We start from the raw sequence: 20,517 nt of genomic DNA on the forward strand, positions 1-20,517 counted from the left end.
GCCCCAGACGTCGCCAGTGAAATCGCTGCGCAAACAGAATATTCCAAACACGCCCAGCCCCACCACCCCCTTTAACCCCCGTAAACACGGGGCATAACGCCAAAAATCAGGGCATTTTGACGCAGGCTCTTAGACCAATGGATGATTTGTGATACGCCGCCCCCCTCGCAGCAACCTTAGTGACCTATGTATACTGCGCCGGTGACCATGGAGTCACCCAGAAACACCTACTGGAATGAGTCTTTCAGGCCTAGAAAGGCTGAGCCGTTACCCCGGCTCGACCGCTTGACGCTCTACTGATGCATTCACATCACCGCGAAGAACCTCGACTTTCGGCTCATTGTTCACTGTGAACGAAAGCGCCTACCCTGCGCATCTCGAGTATCTGAGCACGCTCAGCAAAGAAGAGAGTTAATCCGAAATGCCCAACCGTTCGAAGATCATCTATACCTTCACCGACGAAGCTCCGGCGCTCGCCACCTATTCACTGCTGCCTATCATCGAGGCCTTTACCGCCAGCGCTGATATCGACGTTGAGACGCGCGACATCTCTCTGGCAGGCCGCATCCTCGCAAGCTTCCCTGAGCAATTGGGTGACAAGGCTGTAGCAGACCACCTCGCCGAACTGGGCGCCCTGGCCGTTACCCCTGAAGCCAACATCATCAAGCTGCCTAACATCAGCGCCTCGGTCCCGCAATTGCAGGCCGCGATCAAAGAACTGCAAGCGCAAGGCTTTAACATTCCGGACTACCCGGAAACTGTCACTACTGACGCCGAAAAAGAAACCAAGGCGCGTTACAGCAAAGTGATGGGCAGCGCCGTTAACCCGGTACTGCGCGAAGGCAACTCTGACCGCCGCGCTCCTCTTTCGGTTAAAAACTACGCGCGCAAGCACCCACACAAAATGGGCGCCTGGGCCGCAGACTCCAAGTCTCACGTTGCCCACATGAGCGAAGGCGATTTCTACGGCAGCGAAAAAGCAGCCCTGATCGAAGCCCCGACCAGCGTTAAAATCGAATTGATCGCTCAAGACGGCACCACCACCGTCCTGAAAGAAAAAACCACCGTGCAAGCGGGTGAGATCATCGATTGCTCGGTCATGAGCAAAAAAGCCCTGCGCCAGTTCGTAGCGGCCGAAATCGAAGACGCCAAGAAACAAGGCGTACTGTTCTCGGTTCACTTGAAAGCCACCATGATGAAGGTCTCCGACCCGATCATGTTTGGCCAGATCGTGGCTGAATTCTACAAGGATGCGCTGGAAAAACACGCTGACGTCCTGAAAGAAATCGGCTTCAACCTGAACAACGGTATTGGCGACCTGTACGCCCGTATCAAGGCGCTGCCAGCCGAGAAGCAAGCTGAAATCGAAGCTGACATCCAGGCTGTCTACGCTGATCGCCCCGCACTGGCGATGGTGAACTCCGACAAAGGCATCACCAACCTGCATGTCCCGAGCGACGTGATCGTCGACGCCTCGATGCCTGCAATGATCCGCGACTCAGGCAAAATGTGGGGTACTGACGGTCAACTGCACGACACCAAGGCTGTGATCCCGGATCGCTGCTACGCAACCATCTACCAGGCCACGATCGAAGACTGCAAAAAACATGGTGCTTTCGATCCAACCACCATGGGCAGCGTGCCGAACGTTGGCCTGATGGCGCAAAAGGCCGAAGAGTACGGCTCTCACGACAAAACCTTCCAGATCAAGACGCCTGGCGTTGTTCGCGTAACCGACAACAACGGCAACGTGCTGATGGAACAGAAAGTAGAAGAAGGCGACATCTGGCGCATGTGCCAGGCCAAAGACGCCCCGATCCGCGACTGGGTCAAACTGGCCGTTAACCGCGCTCGCGCCAGCAACACCCCGGCCGTGTTCTGGCTGGACCCAAAGCGTAGCCACGACGCACTGATGATCAAGAAAGTTCAGGCTTACCTGAAGGATCACGACACCAGCGGCCTGGACATTCGCATCATGTCGCCGGTTGAGGCCATGAAGTTCACTCTGGAGCGCACCCGTGCAGGCCTGGATACCATCTCGGTGACCGGCAACGTACTGCGTGACTACCTGACCGACCTGTTCCCGATCATGGAACTGGGCACCAGCGCCAAAATGCTGTCGATCGTACCGCTGATGAATGGCGGCGGCCTGTTCGAAACAGGTGCAGGCGGTTCGGCTCCGAAGCACGTTCAGCAACTGCTGGAAGAAAACTTCCTGCGCTGGGACTCACTGGGTGAGTTCCTGGCACTGGCTGCTTCCCTTGAGCACCTGGGCACGACCTACAACAACCCCAAAGCGTTGGTGCTGGCAAAGACCCTGGACCAGGCGACAGGCCAATTCCTGGATAACAACAAATCGCCATCGCGCAAAGTCGGCAACATCGATAACCGCGGTAGCCACTTCTACCTGGCGCTGTACTGGGCTCAAGCCCTGGCTGCCCAGACTGAAGACAAAGAGCTGCAAGCCCAATTTGCCCCTGTGGCAAAAGCCATGGCCGAGAACGAGGCAAAAATTGTTGCCGAACTCAACGCCGTGCAGGGCAAGCCTGTCGACATCGGTGGTTACTACCACGCAGATGCCGACAAGGTGAGCACCGTAATGCGCCCTAGCGCAACACTGAACGCGATCATCGCCTCTGTGTAAGAGCAACACGTAACACCACAAACCCCGGCCCACGACGCCGGGGTTTGTGTTTTTGGGCCACCTGAATCCTGTGACAGCAAAACCGACGCAAAGCGGCGCTGTGTTGCTGGCGTTTACGGTCGCTTCGCAACCGATCGCAGCCTTCGGCAGCGGCTACAGTTTTGGGCTTGGCACCCATTTTAGGTAGCATCGAACACAATCCCCCAAAAAAACGAGATCTACTTCATGGAATGGAAACCCCATATCACCGTTGCTACGGTCGTCGAAGACAACGGCCGTTTTTTGATGGTTGAAGAATTCAGCGGTGAACGCGCCGTGCTCAATCAGCCCGCCGGGCATCTGGACCCGAACGAAACCCTGATACAAGCCGCCATTCGCGAAACCCTCGAAGAAACCGGCTACGACGTAGAACTGACCGGGGTCATCGGTATTTATTTGTATACCGCGCCTAGCAATGGAGTGACGTATCAGCGCGTTTGTTTTGCTGGCAAAGCCGTCAAGTATCACCCTGAATACACACTGGACACCGGCATCATCGGCCCGCGCTGGCTGACCCGGGATGAGTTAATAGAGCAACGCCTGCGCTGGCGCAGCGAATTGACCCTGCAATGCATCGACGATTATCTGAGCGGTCAATTGTTCAACCTCTCGCTAATCCGCCCTTCGGTTTAGCCTTGAGCGCTCGGGCCTGATAGAATCGCGTCCTTTTTCAAGACACTCATTGAAACCTTATGCGTGATCCAGCCTTAGTCGCCCCCGAACAACAGCGCGTCATTGTCGGCATGTCCGGCGGTGTAGACTCTTCCGTTTCCGCCGTTCTGCTCATCGAGCAGGGCTATCAGGTGGAAGGCCTGTTCATGAAGAACTGGGAGGAAGACGACGGAACGGATTACTGCACCGCCATGGATGATCTGGCAGACGCTCAGGCCGTGTGCGACAAAATTGGCATCAAGCTGCACACCGCCAACTTTGCCGCCGAATACTGGGACAACGTGTTTGAGCACTTCCTGGCCGAATACAAGGCCGGGCGTACGCCCAACCCGGACATCCTGTGCAACCGCGAAATCAAGTTCAAGGCGTTCCTTGACTACGCCCTGATGTTGGGTGCCGACCTGATCGCTACCGGCCACTACGTGCGCCGTCGCGACATGGACGGCCGCACAGAGCTGCTCAAGGGCCTTGATCCGAACAAGGATCAAAGCTACTTCCTGCACGCCGTTGGCGGCGAACAGATCGCCAAGACCTTGTTCCCGGTCGGCGAACTGGAAAAGCCGGAAGTACGCCGTATTGCCGAAAAACACGGCCTGGCCACCGCCAAGAAAAAAGACTCCACCGGTATCTGCTTCATTGGCGAACGCCGCTTCAGCGACTTCCTCAAGCAGTACCTGCCTGCACAGCCGGGCGAAATCAAAACCACAGAAGGTGAAGTCATTGGCCGTCACCACGGCCTGATGTACCACACCATCGGTCAACGCCAGGGCCTGGGCATTGGCGGCCTGAAAGACGCCAGCGACGAGCCTTGGTACGTGCTGATCAAAGACCTGGAGCACAACGAACTGATCGTTGGCCAAGGCAACGATCACCCATGGCTGTTCTCACGCGCCCTGCTCGCCTCCGAGATCTACTGGGTCAACCCGATCGACCTGAGCACGCCATTGCGCCTGACGGCCAAGGTCCGGTATCGCCAAAGCGACCAGCCGTGCACCCTTGAGAAAACCGCTACCGGCTACCGCGCGACCTTCGATGACCCGCAACGCGCCGTGACGCCCGGCCAGTCCGTGGTGTTCTACGACGGTGAAATCTGCCTGGGCGGCGGCGTTATCGAAGTGGCCGAGCCATGGACCAGCAAGGGCAAGCACGCATGAGCCCCACTCAGGAGCAACTGATTGCCCTTGGCGGCGTGTTTTTCGCCGCCGTGCTGGTCGACAAGATCGCCAAGACCGGCCAGATCAGTGAAGCCGATCTGGCCTGCATGCTCGGCAGCTTGTTGGTGCGCGACCCCAAGGACACACTTGAAGTCTACGGTGGTGACGACATCAACTTGCGCGAAGGCTATCGCGCTCTGATTGGCGCGCTTGAGCGTGACCCCAACACCCTGCAACGCGAGCCCTTGCGCTATGCACTGTCGATGCTGGGCCTTGAACGTCAACTGGCCAAGCGCGATGACATGCTTGAGTTGATCGGCAAACGCCTGCCGCAGATCCAGTCACAGGTTGAGCATTTTGGTCCCGCCCATGAAAACGTGGTTGCGGCATGCGGCGGGTTGTATCAGGACACCCTGAGCACACTGCGCCAACGCATTCAGGTGCATGGCGACATGCGCAACCTGCAACAACCGAACAATGCGGCAAAAATTCGCGCCCTGCTGCTGGCCGGCATCCGCTCCGCGCGGCTCTGGCGCCAATTGGGCGGGCATCGCTGGCAACTGGTATTTAGCCGCCGCAAGCTGCTCAAAGAGCTTTATCCGATGATGCGCGGCAACGCAAACACCTGAGCACACACACGTTGTAAGTTCGTTACGCGTAAGACGCCGGTCAGTTGGCAACGGACCGGCCGTTTTTTTCATGTATGATACGCGCCCCATTTCGTTGCCCGACTGTCCGAGAACACCCCATGCAGCTTTCTTCGCTCACTGCGGTTTCCCCTGTTGACGGCCGCTACGCCGGCAAAACCCAGGCCCTGCGCCCCATTTTCAGCGAGTACGGCTTAATCCGCGCCCGCGTCCTGGTTGAGGTTCGCTGGCTCCAGCGTTTGGCCGCTCACGCTGCCATCCCTGAAGTCCCGGCCTTCTCCGCGCAAGCGAACGCCGTTCTCAATGAACTGGCCGAAAACTTCTCTCTGGAGCACGCCGAACGCGTCAAAGAGATCGAGCGCACCACTAACCACGACGTAAAAGCCATTGAGTACCTGCTCAAAGAACAGGCTGCCAAGCTGCCTGAACTGGCCAACGTCAGTGAGTTCATCCACTTTGCGTGCACCAGCGAGGACATCAACAACCTGTCCCACGCCCTGATGCTGCGTGAAGGCCGCGATGACGTGATGCTGCCACTGATGCGCCAAACTGCCGAAGCCATCCGTGAGCTGGCAATCCGCTTCGCTGACGTGCCGATGCTGTCCCGCACCCACGGCCAACCGGCTTCGCCTACCACACTGGGCAAAGAGCTGGCCAACGTGGTTTACCGCCTGGAGCGTCAAATCGCTCAAGTTGCCGCCGTTCCGCTGCTGGGCAAAATCAACGGCGCCGTAGGCAACTACAACGCTCACCTGTCGGCCTACCCGCAGATCGACTGGGAAGCCAACGCCCGCGCCTTCATCGAAGATGAGCTGGGCCTGGGCTTCAACCCGTACACCACGCAGATCGAACCGCACGACTACATCGCCGAGCTGTTCGACGCCATCGCGCGCTTCAACACCATCCTGATCGACTTCGATCGCGATATCTGGGGCTACATCTCGCTGGGCTACTTCAAGCAGCGCACCATCGCTGGCGAAATCGGCTCCTCGACCATGCCGCACAAGGTCAACCCAATCGACTTCGAAAACTCCGAAGGCAACCTGGGTATCGCCAACGCCTTGTTCCAGCACCTGGCCAGCAAACTGCCAATCTCCCGCTGGCAGCGCGACCTGACCGACTCCACCGTACTGCGCAACCTCGGTGTAGGCTTTGCCCATAGCGTGATCGCGTACGAAGCCAGCCTCAAAGGGATCAGCAAACTGGAGCTTAACGCTCAGAAGATCGCTGCTGACCTGGACGCATGCTGGGAAGTATTGGCTGAGCCCATCCAGACCGTGATGCGCCGCTACAACATTGAGAACCCGTACGAGAAGCTCAAAGAGCTGACTCGCGGCAAGGGCATCAGCCCTGAAGCACTGCAAACTTTCATCGACGGCCTTGAAATGCCGGAAGCGGCCAAAGCCGAGCTGAAGCTGCTGACACCTGCCAATTACATTGGCAACGCGGTCGAGCAAGCCAAGCGCATCTGATCGCTGCAACGACCTATTAACGCCCGGCCGTGCCGGGCGTTTTTATTCCCGATTACAAAGCGCATCTTTTCAATAGGTTACACATGAATCCTGATACTCCTCTTCAACTTCTGGGCGGCATCACGGCACGCGAATTCCTGCGCGACTACTGGCAGAAAAAACCGCTACTGATCCGCCAGGCCATTCCTGACTTCGAAAGCCCGATCGACGCCGACGAACTGGCCGGTCTGGCGCTCGAAGAAGAAGTCGAATCGCGTCTGATCATCGAGCACGGCGAGCGCCCATGGGAATTGCGCCGCGGCCCGTTCGCTGAAGACGAATTCGGCAAATTGCCAGAGCGCGAGTGGACCCTGCTGGTGCAAGCGGTCGATCAGTTCGTGCCTGAAGTCAGCGAACTGCTGGAAAACTTCCGCTTCCTGCCAAGCTGGCGCATCGACGATGTGATGATCAGCTACGCAGCCCCCGGCGGCAGCGTAGGCCCGCACTTCGACAACTACGACGTGTTCTTGCTGCAAGGTCATGGCAAGCGCCACTGGCAGATCGGCCAAATGTGCGACTCCGACAGCAAGCTACTGGAACATGCCGACCTGCGTATTCTGGCCGACTTCCAAGCTACCGATGAGTGGACACTGGAACCGGGCGACATGCTGTATCTGCCGCCACGTCTGGCTCACTGCGGCGTTGCCGTCGATGACTGCCTGACCTACTCGGTGGGCTTCCGTGCCCCGAGCGCAGCAGAAGTGCTGACCCACTTTACTGACTTCCTGAGCCAATACTTGTCAGATGAAGAGCGCTACACCGATGCCGACGCACAACCGGTGAGCGATCCACACCAGATCCAGCACGACGCGCTGGGCCGCCTCAAAAGCCTGTTGACCGAGCACATGAGCGACGAGCGCATGCTGCTGACCTGGTTCGGCCAGTTCATGACCGAGCCCCGCTACCCAGAACTTGTGGTCGGCCCGGAACTCGAAGAAGAAGACTTGATGGACAGCCTGGAACAGGGTGCCATCCTGATCCGCAATCCAAGCGCACGGCTGGCTTGGTCCGAAGTCGACGAAGACTTGTTGTTGTTCGCCAGCGGCCAAAGCCGTCTGCTGCCAGGCAAACTGCGCGAACTGTTGAAAATGATTTGTGCCGCCGATGCGCTGCACAGCGAAAACCTCGGCCCATGGCTGGCCGATGAAGATGGACGCAACCTGCTCTGTGAGCTGGTTAAACAAGGAAGCCTGGGGTTTGCCGATGAATAGCATTCGCGTACGTGTCGCCGACTGGCATAAGGACAACGCCGAACTTCGACGCATTCGTGAAGCGGTGTTTATTACCGAACAACATGTCCCGCCTGAGCTTGAGTGGGACGCAGACGATGCTGATGCCATACATTTTCTGGCGTATGAAGGCGACTTTCCGATTGGCACCGCCCGATTGCTGGCGGACGGTCATATCGGCCGGGTTTCCGTGCTCAAAGACTGGCGCGGCCTGAAAGTCGGCGACGCCTTGATGCTGGCAATTATCAACGAAGCTGAGAAACGCGGCCTCAAAGAACAAAAGCTCAGCGCGCAAGTACACGCTTCGCCGTTCTATGAGCGCCTGGGCTTCAAAATTGTTAGCGAAGAATTCCTGGAAGCAGGCATTCCACACGTTGATATGGAGCGCACGAGCTAGACCTTAAAGCCTCTGCAGCTGCAGTGACAAAAGCTCGTCTCGAAACGCCCTGCCCTCTTCGGATCGCAGGGCGTTTTGCTATCTGCCACACTCCAGCTATACCCCTTCAAGCAATACGGAGATTAAGAACATGTCCCTACGGGCCATCATCGCCAGCCTGCTATTGATCTTCAGCGTCAACGCGCTCGCCGATACTCAGGTCATTACCCTTCAAAACCGTACCAGCGCCGATCTGTTGCCGATTGCACAGAATTTTATCGGTAAAAACGGCAAAGTCAGCGCTTACGGCAATCAGCTGATTGTGGAAGCATCCGCCTCAAAAATTCAAAACCTCGAAGACTTGCTGGCACAGCTCGACAAACCCTCAAAACGTTTATTAATCACTGTCGACACCCACGATAACGCCCTTGCCGACACGAACAGCACGACCCGCGTGATCAGCACCGCCAGCCGTGAAGGTGGCATTCAACAGATTCAAGCCATTGAAGGCGTGCCCGCGCAGGTCCAGATCGGCCAAAGCGTGCCCCTCACCAGCACCCAGACGGATGCCTATGGACGGGTGTTGGCACAGACCGATTACCGCGATGTCACTCGGGGTTTTTACGTCACAGCCAACGTCACAGGTGAAACGGTACACCTCGCGATCAGCACGCATCTGGACACCATGAGCCAGGAACGTGCAGATGTAGTGAACATGCAAAATACCAACACACAGATCACCGGCCCCCTCGGCCAATGGATTACCGTCGCGGGTGCCAGCAACCAGAATTTACCCGCCAAAAGCGCCAAAACCCTTACTTACTCTACTCAAGGCCGTAATGACATGACGGTGCGAGTCAAAGTCGACACGCTCGACTAAAAGGCCCAAAACTGACCGACGGGTCGTATTGGATCAAATATGTAGTGTTGCGAAAAAAGCACTACAAAACGTTTGACGGCTTAAAAATGCGAAGGCATGATGGCCCCGCTCCCGCTAATCAGAGCCCCTGCAAAGGGGTCTGTATGCCTTATAGCGAGCAGCCATTCACGCACTGACTAAAACAACATTGTGGCGTGGTGGTGGAGCAAAAATTTTTCAACCCAGACCTATGCGACGAGGTTTATCTCCATGGCACTGACACGCGAACAGCAAATTGCAGCCCTTGAAAAAGACTGGGCCGAAAATCCACGCTGGAAAGGCGTGACTCGCGATTATTGCGCTGCTGACGTGGTTCGCCTGCGCGGCTCGGTTCAACCTGAGCACACCTTTGCAAAAATGGGCGCTGACAAGCTGTGGAAACTGGTGACACAGGGCGCACACCCGTCCTTCCGTCCAGAGAAAGATTTCGTCAACTGCATGGGCGCCCTGACCGGGGGCCAAGCAGTTCAACAGGTTAAAGCCGGCATCCAGGCTATCTACCTGTCGGGTTGGCAAGTGGCAGCAGACAATAACTCTGCTGAATCCATGTACCCCGATCAGTCGCTGTACCCGGTGGACTCCGTGCCGACCGTGGTCAAGCGCATCAACAATTCGTTCCGTCGTGCCGACCAGATTCAGTGGAAAGCCGGCAAAAACCCGGGCGACCAGGGTTACATCGACTACTTCGCACCCATCGTTGCCGACGCAGAAGCCGGTTTCGGTGGCGTCCTGAACGCTTACGAACTCATGAAGAGCATGATCGAAGCAGGCGCCGCTGGCGTTCACTTCGAAGATCAACTGGCATCGGTTAAAAAATGCGGCCACATGGGCGGCAAGGTTCTGGTTCCGACCCAAGAAGCCGTACAGAAGCTGACCGCTGCTCGCCTGGCTGCTGACGTTGCGGGTACGCCGACCATCATCCTGGCGCGTACCGACGCTAACGCCGCGGACCTGCTGACATCAGATTGCGACCCGTACGACCAGCCGTTTGTGACTGGCGAGCGCACCAAAGAAGGCTTCTATAAAGTACGTGCAGGCCTGGACCAGGCTATCGCTCGCGGCTTGGCTTACGCACCGTACGCCGACCTGATCTGGTGTGAAACCGCTAAACCGGATCTGGAAGAAGCCCGTCGCTTTGCTGAAGCGATCAAAAAGGAATACCCGGACCAGCTGCTGTCGTACAACTGCTCGCCTTCCTTCAACTGGAAGAAAAACCTGGACGACGCGACCATCGCCAAGTTCCAGCGCGAACTGTCGGCAATGGGCTACAAGCACCAGTTCATCACCCTGGCGGGCATCCACAACATGTGGCACAGCATGTTCAACCTGGCGCACGACTACGCCCGCAACGACATGACCGCCTACGTGAAACTGCAAGAGCAAGAGTTCGCTGACGCCGCCAAAGGCTACACCTTTGTGGCGCACCAGCAGGAAGTGGGCACTGGCTACTTCGACGACATGACCACTGTGATCCAGGGTGGCTCGTCTTCGGTAACCGCCCTGACCGGCTCGACTGAAGAAGAACAGTTCCACTGATAGTGGAACCACGGCCATTGCCCAGCCTGTAAAGCAAAAACGCAATGCCTTGAACGTAGCGCCCCGACCGGTTCGGGGCGTTTTTTCTTAAGTGAAGAGCATGGCGCTCTTACAGGGAATGAGGGTTCTCAACGGTATTTATCAGTCTCTGGCTTAGCAACTGTTGCCATTTCACATGGCAGCCAAAGGAAAGCGCATGCCATCGCTACCCCGCTCTCATAGTTTCTCTTGAACGGGTCACATCGAGCTCCCACCGCCAAGTAGTGCTTCAACCGGGCAAAAGCGTTCTCGATCACCTGTCGATGTCGATAAAAACCTCGATCCAGCCCCCCTATCGCCTTTCACCGAATTACGCTTTCTCGGGATCACGACCTTGACGGTTTGCTACTCAATCCGAGTACGTTTTTTGGCTGTCATTACCCTTACCCGCGATAATCGTTTCAGCCGTGTCAAGTTTGGCAATCAGACTGGGGGCTTGGGGGCAGTCATTGATCTGCCCCCCCTGTGATTTCAACTTCAATAGGCCGGCCATAGGCGTCGACCGCCCATTGGATTTTGCGGGTGTTGCCTGCCCGGCTTGTTCCCATGACCTCACCATGCCCTCTGGTAGCGCTGGCAATGTGCCCCCTTAGCCTGTGACGCAAGAATTCAATACCTTGAACGTAGCGACACGAAAGATCGCAGCCTTCGCCAGCACCTATACTGAATATCGGCTCTCTACAGAAACCCTGACCCAGATCCATAAACCGAAACCCAAACCAGGTTAAAAAACCAAGTTCAAAACTTGCTAACCCGGCTTATATAAGCCAACTTCAACACGCTAGCGGTACACCCCCGCAGCAACCGGGCACTCAAACGATATTAATTATCATTTAAGAGCGCTTTTGTTGATTACCGCACCAGTAAAACAGATCCAACGAAATACGCTGCAACGCCCGCATCACATGGCTTACGTAGACTTTCAGGAGTGATCTACCACTAAAGGATTGAATTAATTCATCTTAGAAAATTTACTTGCTGGGTGTTTAGCCATAAAATCCCGGCCACCAATAGCGCTGCGACATTTCGTCACTGCTTTATTACCTTTTTAAGCTCAGAGACGTTTGGTCTCTGTTAAGGATTTCCAGCATGCCCGAAGCGACAGGACTCATAGCCCACAACTGGGGCTTTGCCATTTTCCTTCTCGGCGTTGTCGGCCTTTGTGCCTTCATGCTCGGCGTCTCCAGCCTTCTCGGGTCAAAAGCCTGGGGGCGCAGCAAAAACGAACCGTTCGAGTCCGGCATGCTACCTACAGGTGGCGCCCGCTTGCGGCTCTCAGCAAAATTCTATCTGGTCGCGATGCTGTTCGTGATCTTCGATATCGAAGCCCTCTTTCTCTTTGCATGGTCTGTGTCTGTTCGCGAAAGCGGCTGGACCGGATTCGTCGAAGCTCTCGTTTTCATAGCAATTCTGTTGGCAGGCCTTGTCTACCTATTTCGAGTGGGTGCTCTTGATTGGGCACCGGAAGCTCGTCGTAAGCGGCAGGCCAAGCTGAAACAATGAGGCTTTGGCGATGCAATACGAACTCACCAGGATCGACCCGGATGCTCCTAACGAGCAGTACCCGATCGGCAAACGGGAAACCGTTTCCGATCCGTTAGAAGATCAAGTCCACAAAAACATTTTCATGGGCAAGCTTGAAGACGTGCTGAACGGCACGGTCAACTGGGGGCGTAAAAACTCCCTGTGGCCGTACAACTTCGGCCTGTCGTGCTGCTACGTGGAAATGACCACCGCCTTCACGGCGCCCCACGACATCGCGCGCTTTGGCGCCGAAGTTATCCGGGCATCGCCGCGCCAGGCGGATTTCATGGTTATTGCCGGTACCTGCTTTATCAAGATGGCGCCGATCATTCAGCGTCTCTATGAGCAAATGCTTGAGCCTAAATGGGTTATTTCCATGGGTTCTTGCGCCAACTCCGGTGGCATGTATGACATCTACTCCGTGGTTCAAGGGGTCGACAAGTTCCTGCCCGTGGACGTTTACGTGCCAGGCTGCCCACCCCGCCCAGAGGCTTTCCTGCAAGGCTTGATGCTCTTGCAAGAGTCGATTGGCCAGGAGCGTCGCCCACTTTCCTGGGTTGTCGGCGAGCAAGGCGTTTATCGCGCCGAGATGCCATCCCAAAAGGAACAGCGCCGCGAACAGCGTATTCAGGTCACTAACCTGCGCAGCCCCGACGAAGTCTGATCCAGCGCCGCTTCTTTAAATAGAACGAAACACTGGCCTCATTCTTTACGTTGACCGAAAGCGATAAATAACCATGACTACAGGCTCCGCTCTGTACATCCCGCCTTATAAGGCTGACGACCAAGATGTGGTTGTCGAACTCAATACCCGTTTTGGCCCTGAGGCGTTCACCGCCCAGGCCACGCGCACCGGCATGCCGGTGCTTTGGGTTAACCGCGCAAAACTGGTTGAAGTCCTGACCTGCCTGCGCAACCTGCCAAAACCTTACGTCATGCTTTATGACTTGCACGGCGTGGACGAACGTCTGCGTACCAAGCGTCAGGGCCTGCCGTCGGGTGCAGATTTCACCGTTTTCTATCACCTGATGTCGCTTGAGCGTAACAGCGACGTCATGATCAAAGTGGCCCTGTCCGAAAGCGACCTGAGCCTTCCGACCGTCACCGGTATCTGGCCGAACGCCAACTGGTACGAGCGTGAAGTCTGGGACATGTTCGGGATCGACTTCAAAGGTCACCCGCACCTTTCACGCATCATGATGCCGCCTACATGGGAAGGTCACCCGCTGCGCAAGGACTTCCCGGCTCGCGCCACTGAGTTCGACCCTTACAGCCTGACCCTCGCCAAAGTGCAGCTGGAAGAAGAAGCCGCGCGTTTCCGGCCTGAAGACTGGGGCATGAAGCGCTCTGGCGAAAACGAGGACTACATGTTCCTCAACCTGGGCCCGAACCACCCTTCGGCTCACGGCGCCTTCCGCATCATCCTGCAACTGGACGGCGAAGAAATTGTCGACTGCGTGCCAGACATCGGCTACCACCACCGTGGTGCCGAGAAAATGGCTGAGCGTCAGTCCTGGCACAGCTTCATCCCGTACACCGACCGTATCGACTACCTCGGCGGCGTGATGAACAACCTGCCGTACGTGCTTTCGGTCGAGAAACTCGCAGGCATCAAGGTGCCGGATCGGGTCGACACCATCCGCATCATGATGGCCGAGTTCTTCCGTATCACCAGCCACCTGCTGTTCCTGGGGACTTACATCCAGGACGTGGGCGCCATGACCCCGGTGTTCTTCACCTTCACCGACCGTCAGCGCGCTTACAAAGTGATCGAAGCCATCACCGGCTTCCGCCTGCACCCGGCCTGGTACCGCATTGGTGGCGTTGCCCACGACCTGCCGAATGGTTGGGAACGCCTGGTCAAGGAATTCATCGACTGGATGCCCAAGCGTCTGGACGAGTACCAGAAAGCCGCTTTGGACAACAGCATCCTGCGCGGTCGTACCATCGGCGTCGCTCAGTACAACACCAAGGAGGCCCTGGAATGGGGCGTCACCGGTGCTGGCCTGCGTTCAACCGGTTGCGACTTTGACCTGCGTAAAGCGCGCCCGTACTCCGGCTACGAGAACTTCGAATTTGAAGTCCCGCTGGCAGCCAATGGCGATGCCTACGATCGTTGCATCGTGCGTGTCGAAGAAATGCGTCAGAGCCTGAAAATCATCGAGCAATGCATGCGCAACATGCCGGCCGGCCCGTACAAGGCGGATCATCCGCTGACCACGCCGCCGCCTAAAGAGCGCACGCTGCAGCACATCGAGACCCTGATCACGCACTTCCTGCAAGTTTCGTGGGGCCCGGTGATGCCGGCCAACGAATCCTTCCAGATGATTGAGGCGACCAAGGGCATCAACAGTTACTACCTGACGAGCGATGGCGGCACCATGAGCTACCGCACCCGGATTCGCACCCCAAGCTTCCCGCACCTGCAACAGATCCCTTCGGTGATCAAAGGCGAAATGGTCGCGGACTTGATTGCGTACCTGGGGAGTATCGATTTCGTTATGGCCGACGTGGACCGCTAAGCATGAACAGCACGCTTATCCAGACAGACCGTTTCGCCCTGAGCGAAACCGAGCGCTCGGCCATCGAGCACGAGATGCATCACTACGAAGATCCACGCGCCGCGTCGATCGAAGCCCTGAAGATCGTTCAGAAGGAACGCGGCTGGGTGCCGGATGGCGCGGTATACGCCATCGGCGAACTGCTCGGCATTCCGGCCAGCGACGTTGAAGGGGTGGCGACGTTCTATAGCCAGATCTTCCGTCAGCCCGTTGGCCGTCACATCATTCGCGTGTGCGACAGCATGGTCTGCTATATCGGTGGTCACGAATCCGTGGTCAGCGAAATTCAGAGCAAACTGGGCATCGGCCTCGGCCAGACCACTGCAGACGGCCGCTTCACGCTGCTGCCGGTGTGCTGCCTGGGCAACTGCGACAAGGCGCCGGCGTTGATGATCGACGACGACACATTCGGTGACGTGCAGCCTGCTGGCGTCGCCACGTTGTTGGAGGGCTACCCATGACCCTGACTTCATTCGGCCCTGCCAACCGCATCGCGCGTTCGGCAGAGACCCACCCCTTGACCTGGCGTCTGCGTGACGACGCCGAGCCAGTATGGCTCGACGAGTACCAGGCCAAAGACGGTTACGCAGCAGCCCGCAAGGCGTTCGCTGACATGGCTCAGGACGACATTGTCCAGACCGTCAAGGACGCTGGCCTCAAGGGTCGCGGCGGTGCTGGCTTCCCCACGGGCGTGAAGTGGGGGCTGATGCCAAAAGACGAATCCATGAACATCCGTTACCTGCTGTGTAACGCCGATGAAATGGAACCCAACACCTGGAAGGACCGCATGCTGATGGAGCAACTGCCCCATCTGCTGATCGAAGGCATGCTGATCAGTGCCCGTGCGCTGAAAACCTACCGCGGCTATATCTTCCTGCGGGGCGAATACACCACCGCGGCCGTGCACCTGCGTCGTGCGGTAGAAGAAGCCAAGGCAGCAGGCCTGCTGGGCAAGAACATTCTGGGTTCAGGCTTTGACTTCGAACTGTTCGTGCATACTGGCGCCGGGCGTTACATCTGCGGTGAAGAAACCGCACTGATCAACTCCCTCGAAGGCCGTCGCGCCAACCCGCGCTCCAAGCCTCCATTCCCGGCTGCTGTGGGCGTGTGGGGCAAGCCGACCTGCGTGAACAACGTTGAAACCCTGTGCAACGTGCCAGCCATCATCGGCAACGGCGTTGACTGGTACAAATCCCTCGCCCGCGAAGGCAGCGAAGACCACGGCACCAAGCTGATGGGCTTCTCCGGCAAAGTGAAGAACCCTGGCCTGTGGGAACTGCCGTTCGGCGTGACCGCTCGCGAGCTGTTCGAAGACTACGCGGGCGGCATGCGCGACGGCTTCAAGCTCAAGTGCTGGCAGCCAGGCGGCGCCGGTACGGGCTTCCTGCTGCCAGAACACCTGGACGCACAAATGTACGCCGGTGGCATCGCCAAAGTAGGCACCCGTATGGGTACAGGCCTGGCGATGGCGGTCGACGACAGCGTCAACATGGTGTCCTTGCTGCGCAACATGGAACAGTTCTTTGCACGCGAATCGTGCGGTTTCTGCACCCCTTGCCGTGATGGCTTGCCATGGAGCGTCAAGCTCCTGATGGCCATCGAGAACGGTGAAGGTCAGCCCGGCGATATCGAGACCCTGCTGGGTCTGGTCGGCTTCCTCGGCCCAGGCAAGACGTTCTGTGCTCACGCGCCGGGCGCCGTGGAGCCATTGGGCAGCGCGATCAAATACTTCCGTCCAGAGTTCGAAGCCGGTATTGCGCAAGCAAAACCTGGCACCGTTCCGCTGGCACGCCCGATTGTAATCGGCGCGTAACGTTCTGAATGAGGGTGGTCCGTGCCGCCCTCTGATCGTTCGATGACGCCCTAAAGGCTGTATTGATTCGAACGCATAACAAGATTCCATTAGCCACGCCCGCTGACACCGGGCCAACGAAGAACTTTGAACCATGGCCACTATCCACGTAGACGGCAAAGAGCTCGAAGTCGATGGGGCAGACAACCTGTTACAGGCTTGTTTGTCGCTGGGACTCGATATTCCGTATTTCTGCTGGCACCCTGCCCTCGGCAGCGTTGGTGCCTGTCGCCAGTGCGCGGTCAAGCAGTACACCGACGAAAACGACACCCGTGGTCGTATCGTCATGTCCTGCATGACGCCAGCCACTGACGGAAGCTGGATTTCCATCGAAGACGAAGAAGCGAAAGTGTTTCGCGCCAGCGTCGTCGAATGGCTGATGACCAACCACCCGCACGACTGCCCGGTCTGCGAGGAAGGCGGTCACTGCCACCTGCAAGACATGACGGTGATGACCGGCCACAACGAGCGCCGTTATCGCTTCACCAAGCGTACCCACCAAAACCAGGAGCTGGGCCCGTTCATCTCTCACGAAATGAACCGCTGCATCGCCTGCTATCGCTGTGTGCGCTTCTATAAAGACTACGCTGGCGGCACCGACCTCGGTGTGTTCGGCGCCCACGACAACGTGTACTTTGGTCGCGTTGAAGACGGCGTGCTGGAAAGCGAGTTCTCCGGCAACCTCACCGAGGTCTGCCCGACCGGTGTGTTCACCGACAAGACTCACTCCGAGCGCTACAACCGCAAATGGGACATGCAGTTTTCGCCAAGCATCTGCCACGGTTGCTCCAGCGGCTGCAACATCAGCCCGGGCGAACGTTACGGCGAGCTGCGTCGCATCGAAAACCGCTTCAACGGTTCGGTGAACCAGTACTTCCTGTGTGACCGTGGCCGTTTCGGCTATGGCTACGTCAACCGCACCGACCGTCCACGCCAGCCGCTGCTGGCCGACGGCACCAAACTGGGCCTGGACGCGGCGCTGGACAAGGCTGCTGACCTGCTGCGCGGTCGCAACATCGTCGGCATCGGTTCACCACGTGCCAGCCTCGAAAGCAACTACGCGTTGCGTGAGCTGGTGGGCGCCGAGCACTTCTACTCAGGCATCGAAGCCGGTGAGCTGGAGCGCATCCGCCTGGTGCTGCAAGTGCTCAAGGACAGCCCGCTGCCTGTGCCGAACATGCGCGAGATCGAAGATCACGACGCCATTTTCGTCCTCGGCGAAGACCTGACCCAGACCGCCGCCCGTATGGCGCTGTCGCTGCGTCAATCGGTTAAAGGCAAGGCCGAAGACATGGCCGACGCCATGCGCGTTCAACCGTGGCTCGATGCTGCGGTGAAGAACATTGGCCAGCACGCGCTGAACCCCCTGTTTATCGCCAGCCTGGCGCAAACCAAGCTCGATGATGTGGCTGAAGAATGCGTACACGCGGCGCCAGACGATCTGGCACGCATCGGTTTCGCCGTGGCTCACGCCCTGGACGCCAGCGCACCGGCGGTGACCGGTCTGGACGCTGAAGCCCTTGAATTGGCTAAGCGCATTGCTGACGCCCTGCTCGCGGCCAAGCGCCCACTGATCATTGCGGGTACTTCGCTGGGCTCAAAAGCCTTGATCGAAGCCGCTGGCAACATCGCCAAAGCCCTGCACCTGCGCGAAAAAGCCGGCTCCATCAGCCTGGTTGTGCCGGAAGCCAACAGCCTTGGCCTGGCCATGCTCGGCGGCGAATCGGTCGACGCAGCGCTGCAAGCGGTCATCGACGGCAAAGCCGACGCGATCGTGGTGCTCGAAAACGATCTGTTCACCCGTGTCGATGCAGTCAAGGTCAACGCGGCACTGGACGCAGCCAAAGTGGTCATCGTTGCTGATCATCAAAAAACGGCGACCACTGACCGTGCCGACCTGGTACTGCCGGCCGCCAGCTTTGCAGAAGGCGACGGTACCTTGGTCAGCCAGGAAGGCCGCGCCCAGCGCTTCTTCCAGGTGTTTGAACCGCGCTATCTGGATTCGAGCATTTTGATCCATGAAGGCTGGCGCTGGTTTCACGCCTTGCGCAGCACCCTGCTGAACAAGCCGATCGACTGGACCCTGCTCGACCACGTGACCCAGGCCACTGCGGCCAGCACGGCGGCACTGGCCAATATTGTTGCAGCTGCGCCGTCTGCGGCGTTCCGCATCAAAGGCTTGAAGCTGGCGCGCGAACCCCTGCGTTACAGCGGTCGCACTGCGATGCGCGCCAACATCAGCGTGCACGAGCCGCGCACCCCACAAGACCCGGACACCGCGTTCGCGTTCTCGATGGAAGGTTACTCGGGCTCCGTAGAGCCGCGCCAACAAGTGCCGTTCGCCTGGTCGCCGGGCTGGAACTCGCCCCAAGCGTGGAACAAGTTCCAGGACGAAGTCGGTGGACACATCCGCGCTGGCGACCCTGGCATCCGCCTGATCGAAAGCCAAGGTGACGCGCTGAACTGGTTCGCCAACATTCCGGGTGCATTCAACCCGGCACGTGGCACCTGGCAAGTCGTGCCGTTCTATCACCTGCTGGGCAGCGAAGAGAACTCTTCGAAAGCCGCGCCGGTACAAGAGCGTATTCCTGCCGCTTACATCGCACTGGCCAAGTCCGAAGCCGACCGTCTGGGCGTCAATGATGGGGCACTGCTGAGCTTGAACGTGGCTGGCCTGACCCTGCGTCTGCCACTGCGTGTCAACGAAGAGCTGGGCGCAGGTCTGGTGGCATTGCCGGCCGGCTTGCCAGGTATTCCGCCAGCGATCTTTGGCCTTACCGTTGACGGTTTGCAGGAGGCAGCCCAATGACCTGGTTTACGCCTGAAGTGATCGACGTGATCATCTCGGTGGTGCAAGCCATCGTGATCCTGCTCGCCGTGGTGGTGTGCGGTGCGCTGTTGAGCTGGGTCGAGCGTCGTTTGCTCGCCCTGTGGCAAGACCGTTACGGTCCGAACCGCGTTGGCCCGTTCGGCGCGTTTCAGATTGCCGCCGACATGATCAAAATGTTCTTCAAGGAAGACTGGACGCCACCGTTTGCCGACAAGGTGATCTTCACCCTGGCACCGGTTGTGGCCATGAGCGCCTTGCTGATCGCCTTCGCGATTATCCCGATCACCCCGACCTGGGGCGTGGCGGATCTGAACGTCGGTATCCTGTTCTTCTTCGCCATGGCCGGCCTGTCGGTTTACGCGGTGTTGTTCGCTGGCTGGTCCAGTAACAACAAGTTCGCCTTGCTCGGCAGCTTGCGGGCCTCGGCCCAGACTGTGTCGTACGAAGTGTTCATGGGCCTGTCGCTGATGGGCATCGTGGTGCAGGTTGGCTCGTTCAACATGCGCGACATCGTCGAATACCAAGCGCAGAACCTGTGGTTCATCATTCCGCAGATCTTCGGCTTCCTGACCTTCTTCATCGCCGGCGTCGCCGTGACTCACCGTCACCCTTTCGACCAGCCAGAAGCAGAACAGGAACTGGCCGATGGTTACCACATCGAATACGCCGGCATGAAATGGGGCATGTTCTTCGTGGGTGAATACATCGGGATCGTGTTGATCTCGGCGTTGCTGGTGACTTTGTTCTTCGGTGGCTGGCACGGGCCTTTCGGCATACTGCCGCAGATTCCGTTCATCTGGTTCGCCCTGAAGACCGCGTTTTTCATCATGATCTTCATCCTGCTGCGCGCTTCTATTCCGCGTCCACGGTATGACCAAGTGATGGACTTCAGCTGGAAGTTCTGCCTGCCGCTGACCCTGATCAATTTGCTGGTAACCGCTGCAATCGTGTTGATGAACACGCCTGCAGTCGCGGTTCAGTGAG

16 protein-coding genes and 1 pseudogene are annotated in these 20,517 nt (G+C 57.9%); 16 read left to right on the forward strand and 1 reads right to left on the reverse strand.

Translation table 11 applies throughout. The features are described from left to right. Positions 1-421 precede the first annotated feature (421 nt). The 9 genes from ACIQYF_RS07495 to aceA all read left to right on the forward strand — a co-directional run bounded on the left by ACIQYF_RS07495 (position 422) and on the right by aceA (position 10,727). Positions 422-2,644, forward strand: coding sequence for an NADP-dependent isocitrate dehydrogenase (locus ACIQYF_RS07495; protein WP_402858895.1), 2,223 nt, complete (start codon positions 422-424; stop codon positions 2,642-2,644). Positions 2,645-2,869: 225 nt separating this feature from the next. After that, the gene (locus ACIQYF_RS07500) at positions 2,870-3,316 is read left to right on the forward strand and encodes an NUDIX hydrolase (protein ID WP_402858898.1); all 447 of its coding nucleotides are present in this window, start codon (positions 2,870-2,872) and stop codon (positions 3,314-3,316) included. Positions 3,317-3,375: 59 nt separating this feature from the next. Beyond that, positions 3,376-4,509 (forward strand): tRNA 2-thiouridine(34) synthase MnmA, encoded by a 1,134-nt coding sequence (mnmA, locus tag ACIQYF_RS07505; protein ID WP_402858901.1) that lies wholly within the window; start codon positions 3,376-3,378, stop codon positions 4,507-4,509. Beyond that, positions 4,506-5,138, forward strand: coding sequence for a high frequency lysogenization protein HflD (gene hflD, locus ACIQYF_RS07510; protein ID WP_402858904.1), 633 nt, complete (start codon positions 4,506-4,508; stop codon positions 5,136-5,138). The genes mnmA and hflD overlap by 4 nt, the downstream gene beginning before the upstream one ends. Before the next feature lie 119 nt (positions 5,139-5,257). Next, positions 5,258-6,628 (forward strand): adenylosuccinate lyase, encoded by a 1,371-nt coding sequence (gene purB / locus ACIQYF_RS07515; protein ID WP_402858907.1) that lies wholly within the window; start codon positions 5,258-5,260, stop codon positions 6,626-6,628. A gap of 83 nt (positions 6,629-6,711) precedes the next feature. Continuing rightward, complete coding sequence (locus ACIQYF_RS07520; RefSeq protein ID WP_402858910.1) at positions 6,712-7,878, forward strand: JmjC domain-containing protein; 1,167 nt, start codon at positions 6,712-6,714, stop codon at positions 7,876-7,878. Then, positions 7,871-8,293 (forward strand): GNAT family N-acetyltransferase, encoded by a 423-nt coding sequence (locus tag ACIQYF_RS07525; protein ID WP_402858913.1) that lies wholly within the window; start codon positions 7,871-7,873, stop codon positions 8,291-8,293. Before ACIQYF_RS07520 ends, ACIQYF_RS07525 begins: the two co-directional genes overlap by 8 nt. A gap of 130 nt (positions 8,294-8,423) precedes the next feature. Further along, positions 8,424-9,152, forward strand: a complete 729-nt coding sequence (locus tag ACIQYF_RS07530) for a secretin N-terminal domain-containing protein (protein ID WP_402858916.1) — start codon at positions 8,424-8,426, stop codon at positions 9,150-9,152. Between the two features lie 249 nt (positions 9,153-9,401). After that, complete coding sequence (gene aceA / locus ACIQYF_RS07535; protein ID WP_402858918.1) at positions 9,402-10,727, forward strand: isocitrate lyase; 1,326 nt, start codon at positions 9,402-9,404, stop codon at positions 10,725-10,727. A 128-nt stretch (positions 10,728-10,855) separates the two neighbouring features. On the opposite strand, the pseudogene ACIQYF_RS07540 reads toward aceA, so the two are convergent. Then, a pseudogene (locus ACIQYF_RS07540) lies at positions 10,856-11,314 on the reverse strand (transposase); the annotation flags it as partial. Between the two features lie 541 nt (positions 11,315-11,855). On the opposite strand from ACIQYF_RS07540, the gene ACIQYF_RS07545 reads away from it, so the two are divergent. The 7 genes from ACIQYF_RS07545 (at position 11,856) to nuoH (ending at position 20,516) form a co-directional block, all read left to right on the forward strand. Further along, positions 11,856-12,269 (forward strand): NADH-quinone oxidoreductase subunit A, encoded by a 414-nt coding sequence (locus ACIQYF_RS07545; protein WP_003446990.1) that lies wholly within the window; start codon positions 11,856-11,858, stop codon positions 12,267-12,269. A 10-nt stretch (positions 12,270-12,279) separates the two neighbouring features. After that, entirely contained in the window at positions 12,280-12,954 is a 675-nt protein-coding gene (locus ACIQYF_RS07550; RefSeq protein WP_019412096.1) for an NADH-quinone oxidoreductase subunit B family protein, read from the forward strand. A 73-nt stretch (positions 12,955-13,027) separates the two neighbouring features. Next, positions 13,028-14,812, forward strand: a complete 1,785-nt coding sequence (gene nuoC / locus ACIQYF_RS07555) for an NADH-quinone oxidoreductase subunit C/D (RefSeq protein WP_402858922.1) — start codon at positions 13,028-13,030, stop codon at positions 14,810-14,812. 2 nt (positions 14,813-14,814) lie between these two features. Next, positions 14,815-15,312 (forward strand): NADH-quinone oxidoreductase subunit NuoE, encoded by a 498-nt coding sequence (gene nuoE / locus ACIQYF_RS07560; protein WP_055104976.1) that lies wholly within the window; start codon positions 14,815-14,817, stop codon positions 15,310-15,312. Continuing rightward, positions 15,309-16,664, forward strand: coding sequence for an NADH-quinone oxidoreductase subunit NuoF (gene nuoF / locus ACIQYF_RS07565; protein ID WP_402858926.1), 1,356 nt, complete (start codon positions 15,309-15,311; stop codon positions 16,662-16,664). Before nuoE ends, nuoF begins: the two co-directional genes overlap by 4 nt. A gap of 133 nt (positions 16,665-16,797) precedes the next feature. Further along, complete coding sequence (gene nuoG, locus ACIQYF_RS07570; RefSeq protein ID WP_402858929.1) at positions 16,798-19,512, forward strand: NADH-quinone oxidoreductase subunit NuoG; 2,715 nt, start codon at positions 16,798-16,800, stop codon at positions 19,510-19,512. Then, on the forward strand, positions 19,509-20,516 hold the full coding sequence (gene nuoH / locus ACIQYF_RS07575) for an NADH-quinone oxidoreductase subunit NuoH (RefSeq protein WP_402858932.1): 1,008 nt from the start codon (positions 19,509-19,511) through the stop codon (positions 20,514-20,516). The genes nuoG and nuoH overlap by 4 nt, the downstream gene beginning before the upstream one ends. Position 20,517: the final 1 nt, after the last annotated feature.

Origin of the sequence: Pseudomonas sp. NPDC096917, assembly GCF_044762555.1 — a bacterium.
In the GTDB taxonomy this organism is placed as follows: domain Bacteria; phylum Pseudomonadota; class Gammaproteobacteria; order Pseudomonadales; family Pseudomonadaceae; genus Aquipseudomonas.

Excerpts from the sequence above, each read along its gene's own strand:
- ACIQYF_RS07495 (WP_402858895.1), top strand. The coding sequence starts at position 422 with ATGCCCAACCGTTCGAAGATCATCTATACCTTCACCGACGAAGCTCCG.
- ACIQYF_RS07500 (WP_402858898.1), top strand. The coding sequence starts at position 2,870 with ATGGAATGGAAACCCCATATCACCGTTGCTACGGTCGTCGAAGACAAC.
- mnmA (WP_402858901.1), top strand. The coding sequence starts at position 3,376 with ATGCGTGATCCAGCCTTAGTCGCCCCCGAACAACAGCGCGTCATTGTC.
- hflD (WP_402858904.1), top strand. The coding sequence starts at position 4,506 with ATGAGCCCCACTCAGGAGCAACTGATTGCCCTTGGCGGCGTGTTTTTC.
- purB (WP_402858907.1), top strand. The coding sequence starts at position 5,258 with ATGCAGCTTTCTTCGCTCACTGCGGTTTCCCCTGTTGACGGCCGCTAC.
- ACIQYF_RS07520 (WP_402858910.1), top strand. The coding sequence starts at position 6,712 with ATGAATCCTGATACTCCTCTTCAACTTCTGGGCGGCATCACGGCACGC.
- ACIQYF_RS07525 (WP_402858913.1), top strand. The coding sequence starts at position 7,871 with ATGAATAGCATTCGCGTACGTGTCGCCGACTGGCATAAGGACAACGCC.
- ACIQYF_RS07530 (WP_402858916.1), top strand. The coding sequence starts at position 8,424 with ATGTCCCTACGGGCCATCATCGCCAGCCTGCTATTGATCTTCAGCGTC.
- aceA (WP_402858918.1), top strand. The coding sequence starts at position 9,402 with ATGGCACTGACACGCGAACAGCAAATTGCAGCCCTTGAAAAAGACTGG.
- ACIQYF_RS07545 (WP_003446990.1), top strand. The coding sequence starts at position 11,856 with ATGCCCGAAGCGACAGGACTCATAGCCCACAACTGGGGCTTTGCCATT.
- ACIQYF_RS07550 (WP_019412096.1), top strand. The coding sequence starts at position 12,280 with ATGCAATACGAACTCACCAGGATCGACCCGGATGCTCCTAACGAGCAG.
- nuoC (WP_402858922.1), top strand. The coding sequence starts at position 13,028 with ATGACTACAGGCTCCGCTCTGTACATCCCGCCTTATAAGGCTGACGAC.
- nuoE (WP_055104976.1), top strand. The coding sequence starts at position 14,815 with ATGAACAGCACGCTTATCCAGACAGACCGTTTCGCCCTGAGCGAAACC.
- nuoF (WP_402858926.1), top strand. The coding sequence starts at position 15,309 with ATGACCCTGACTTCATTCGGCCCTGCCAACCGCATCGCGCGTTCGGCA.
- nuoG (WP_402858929.1), top strand. The coding sequence starts at position 16,798 with ATGGCCACTATCCACGTAGACGGCAAAGAGCTCGAAGTCGATGGGGCA.
- nuoH (WP_402858932.1), top strand. The coding sequence starts at position 19,509 with ATGACCTGGTTTACGCCTGAAGTGATCGACGTGATCATCTCGGTGGTG.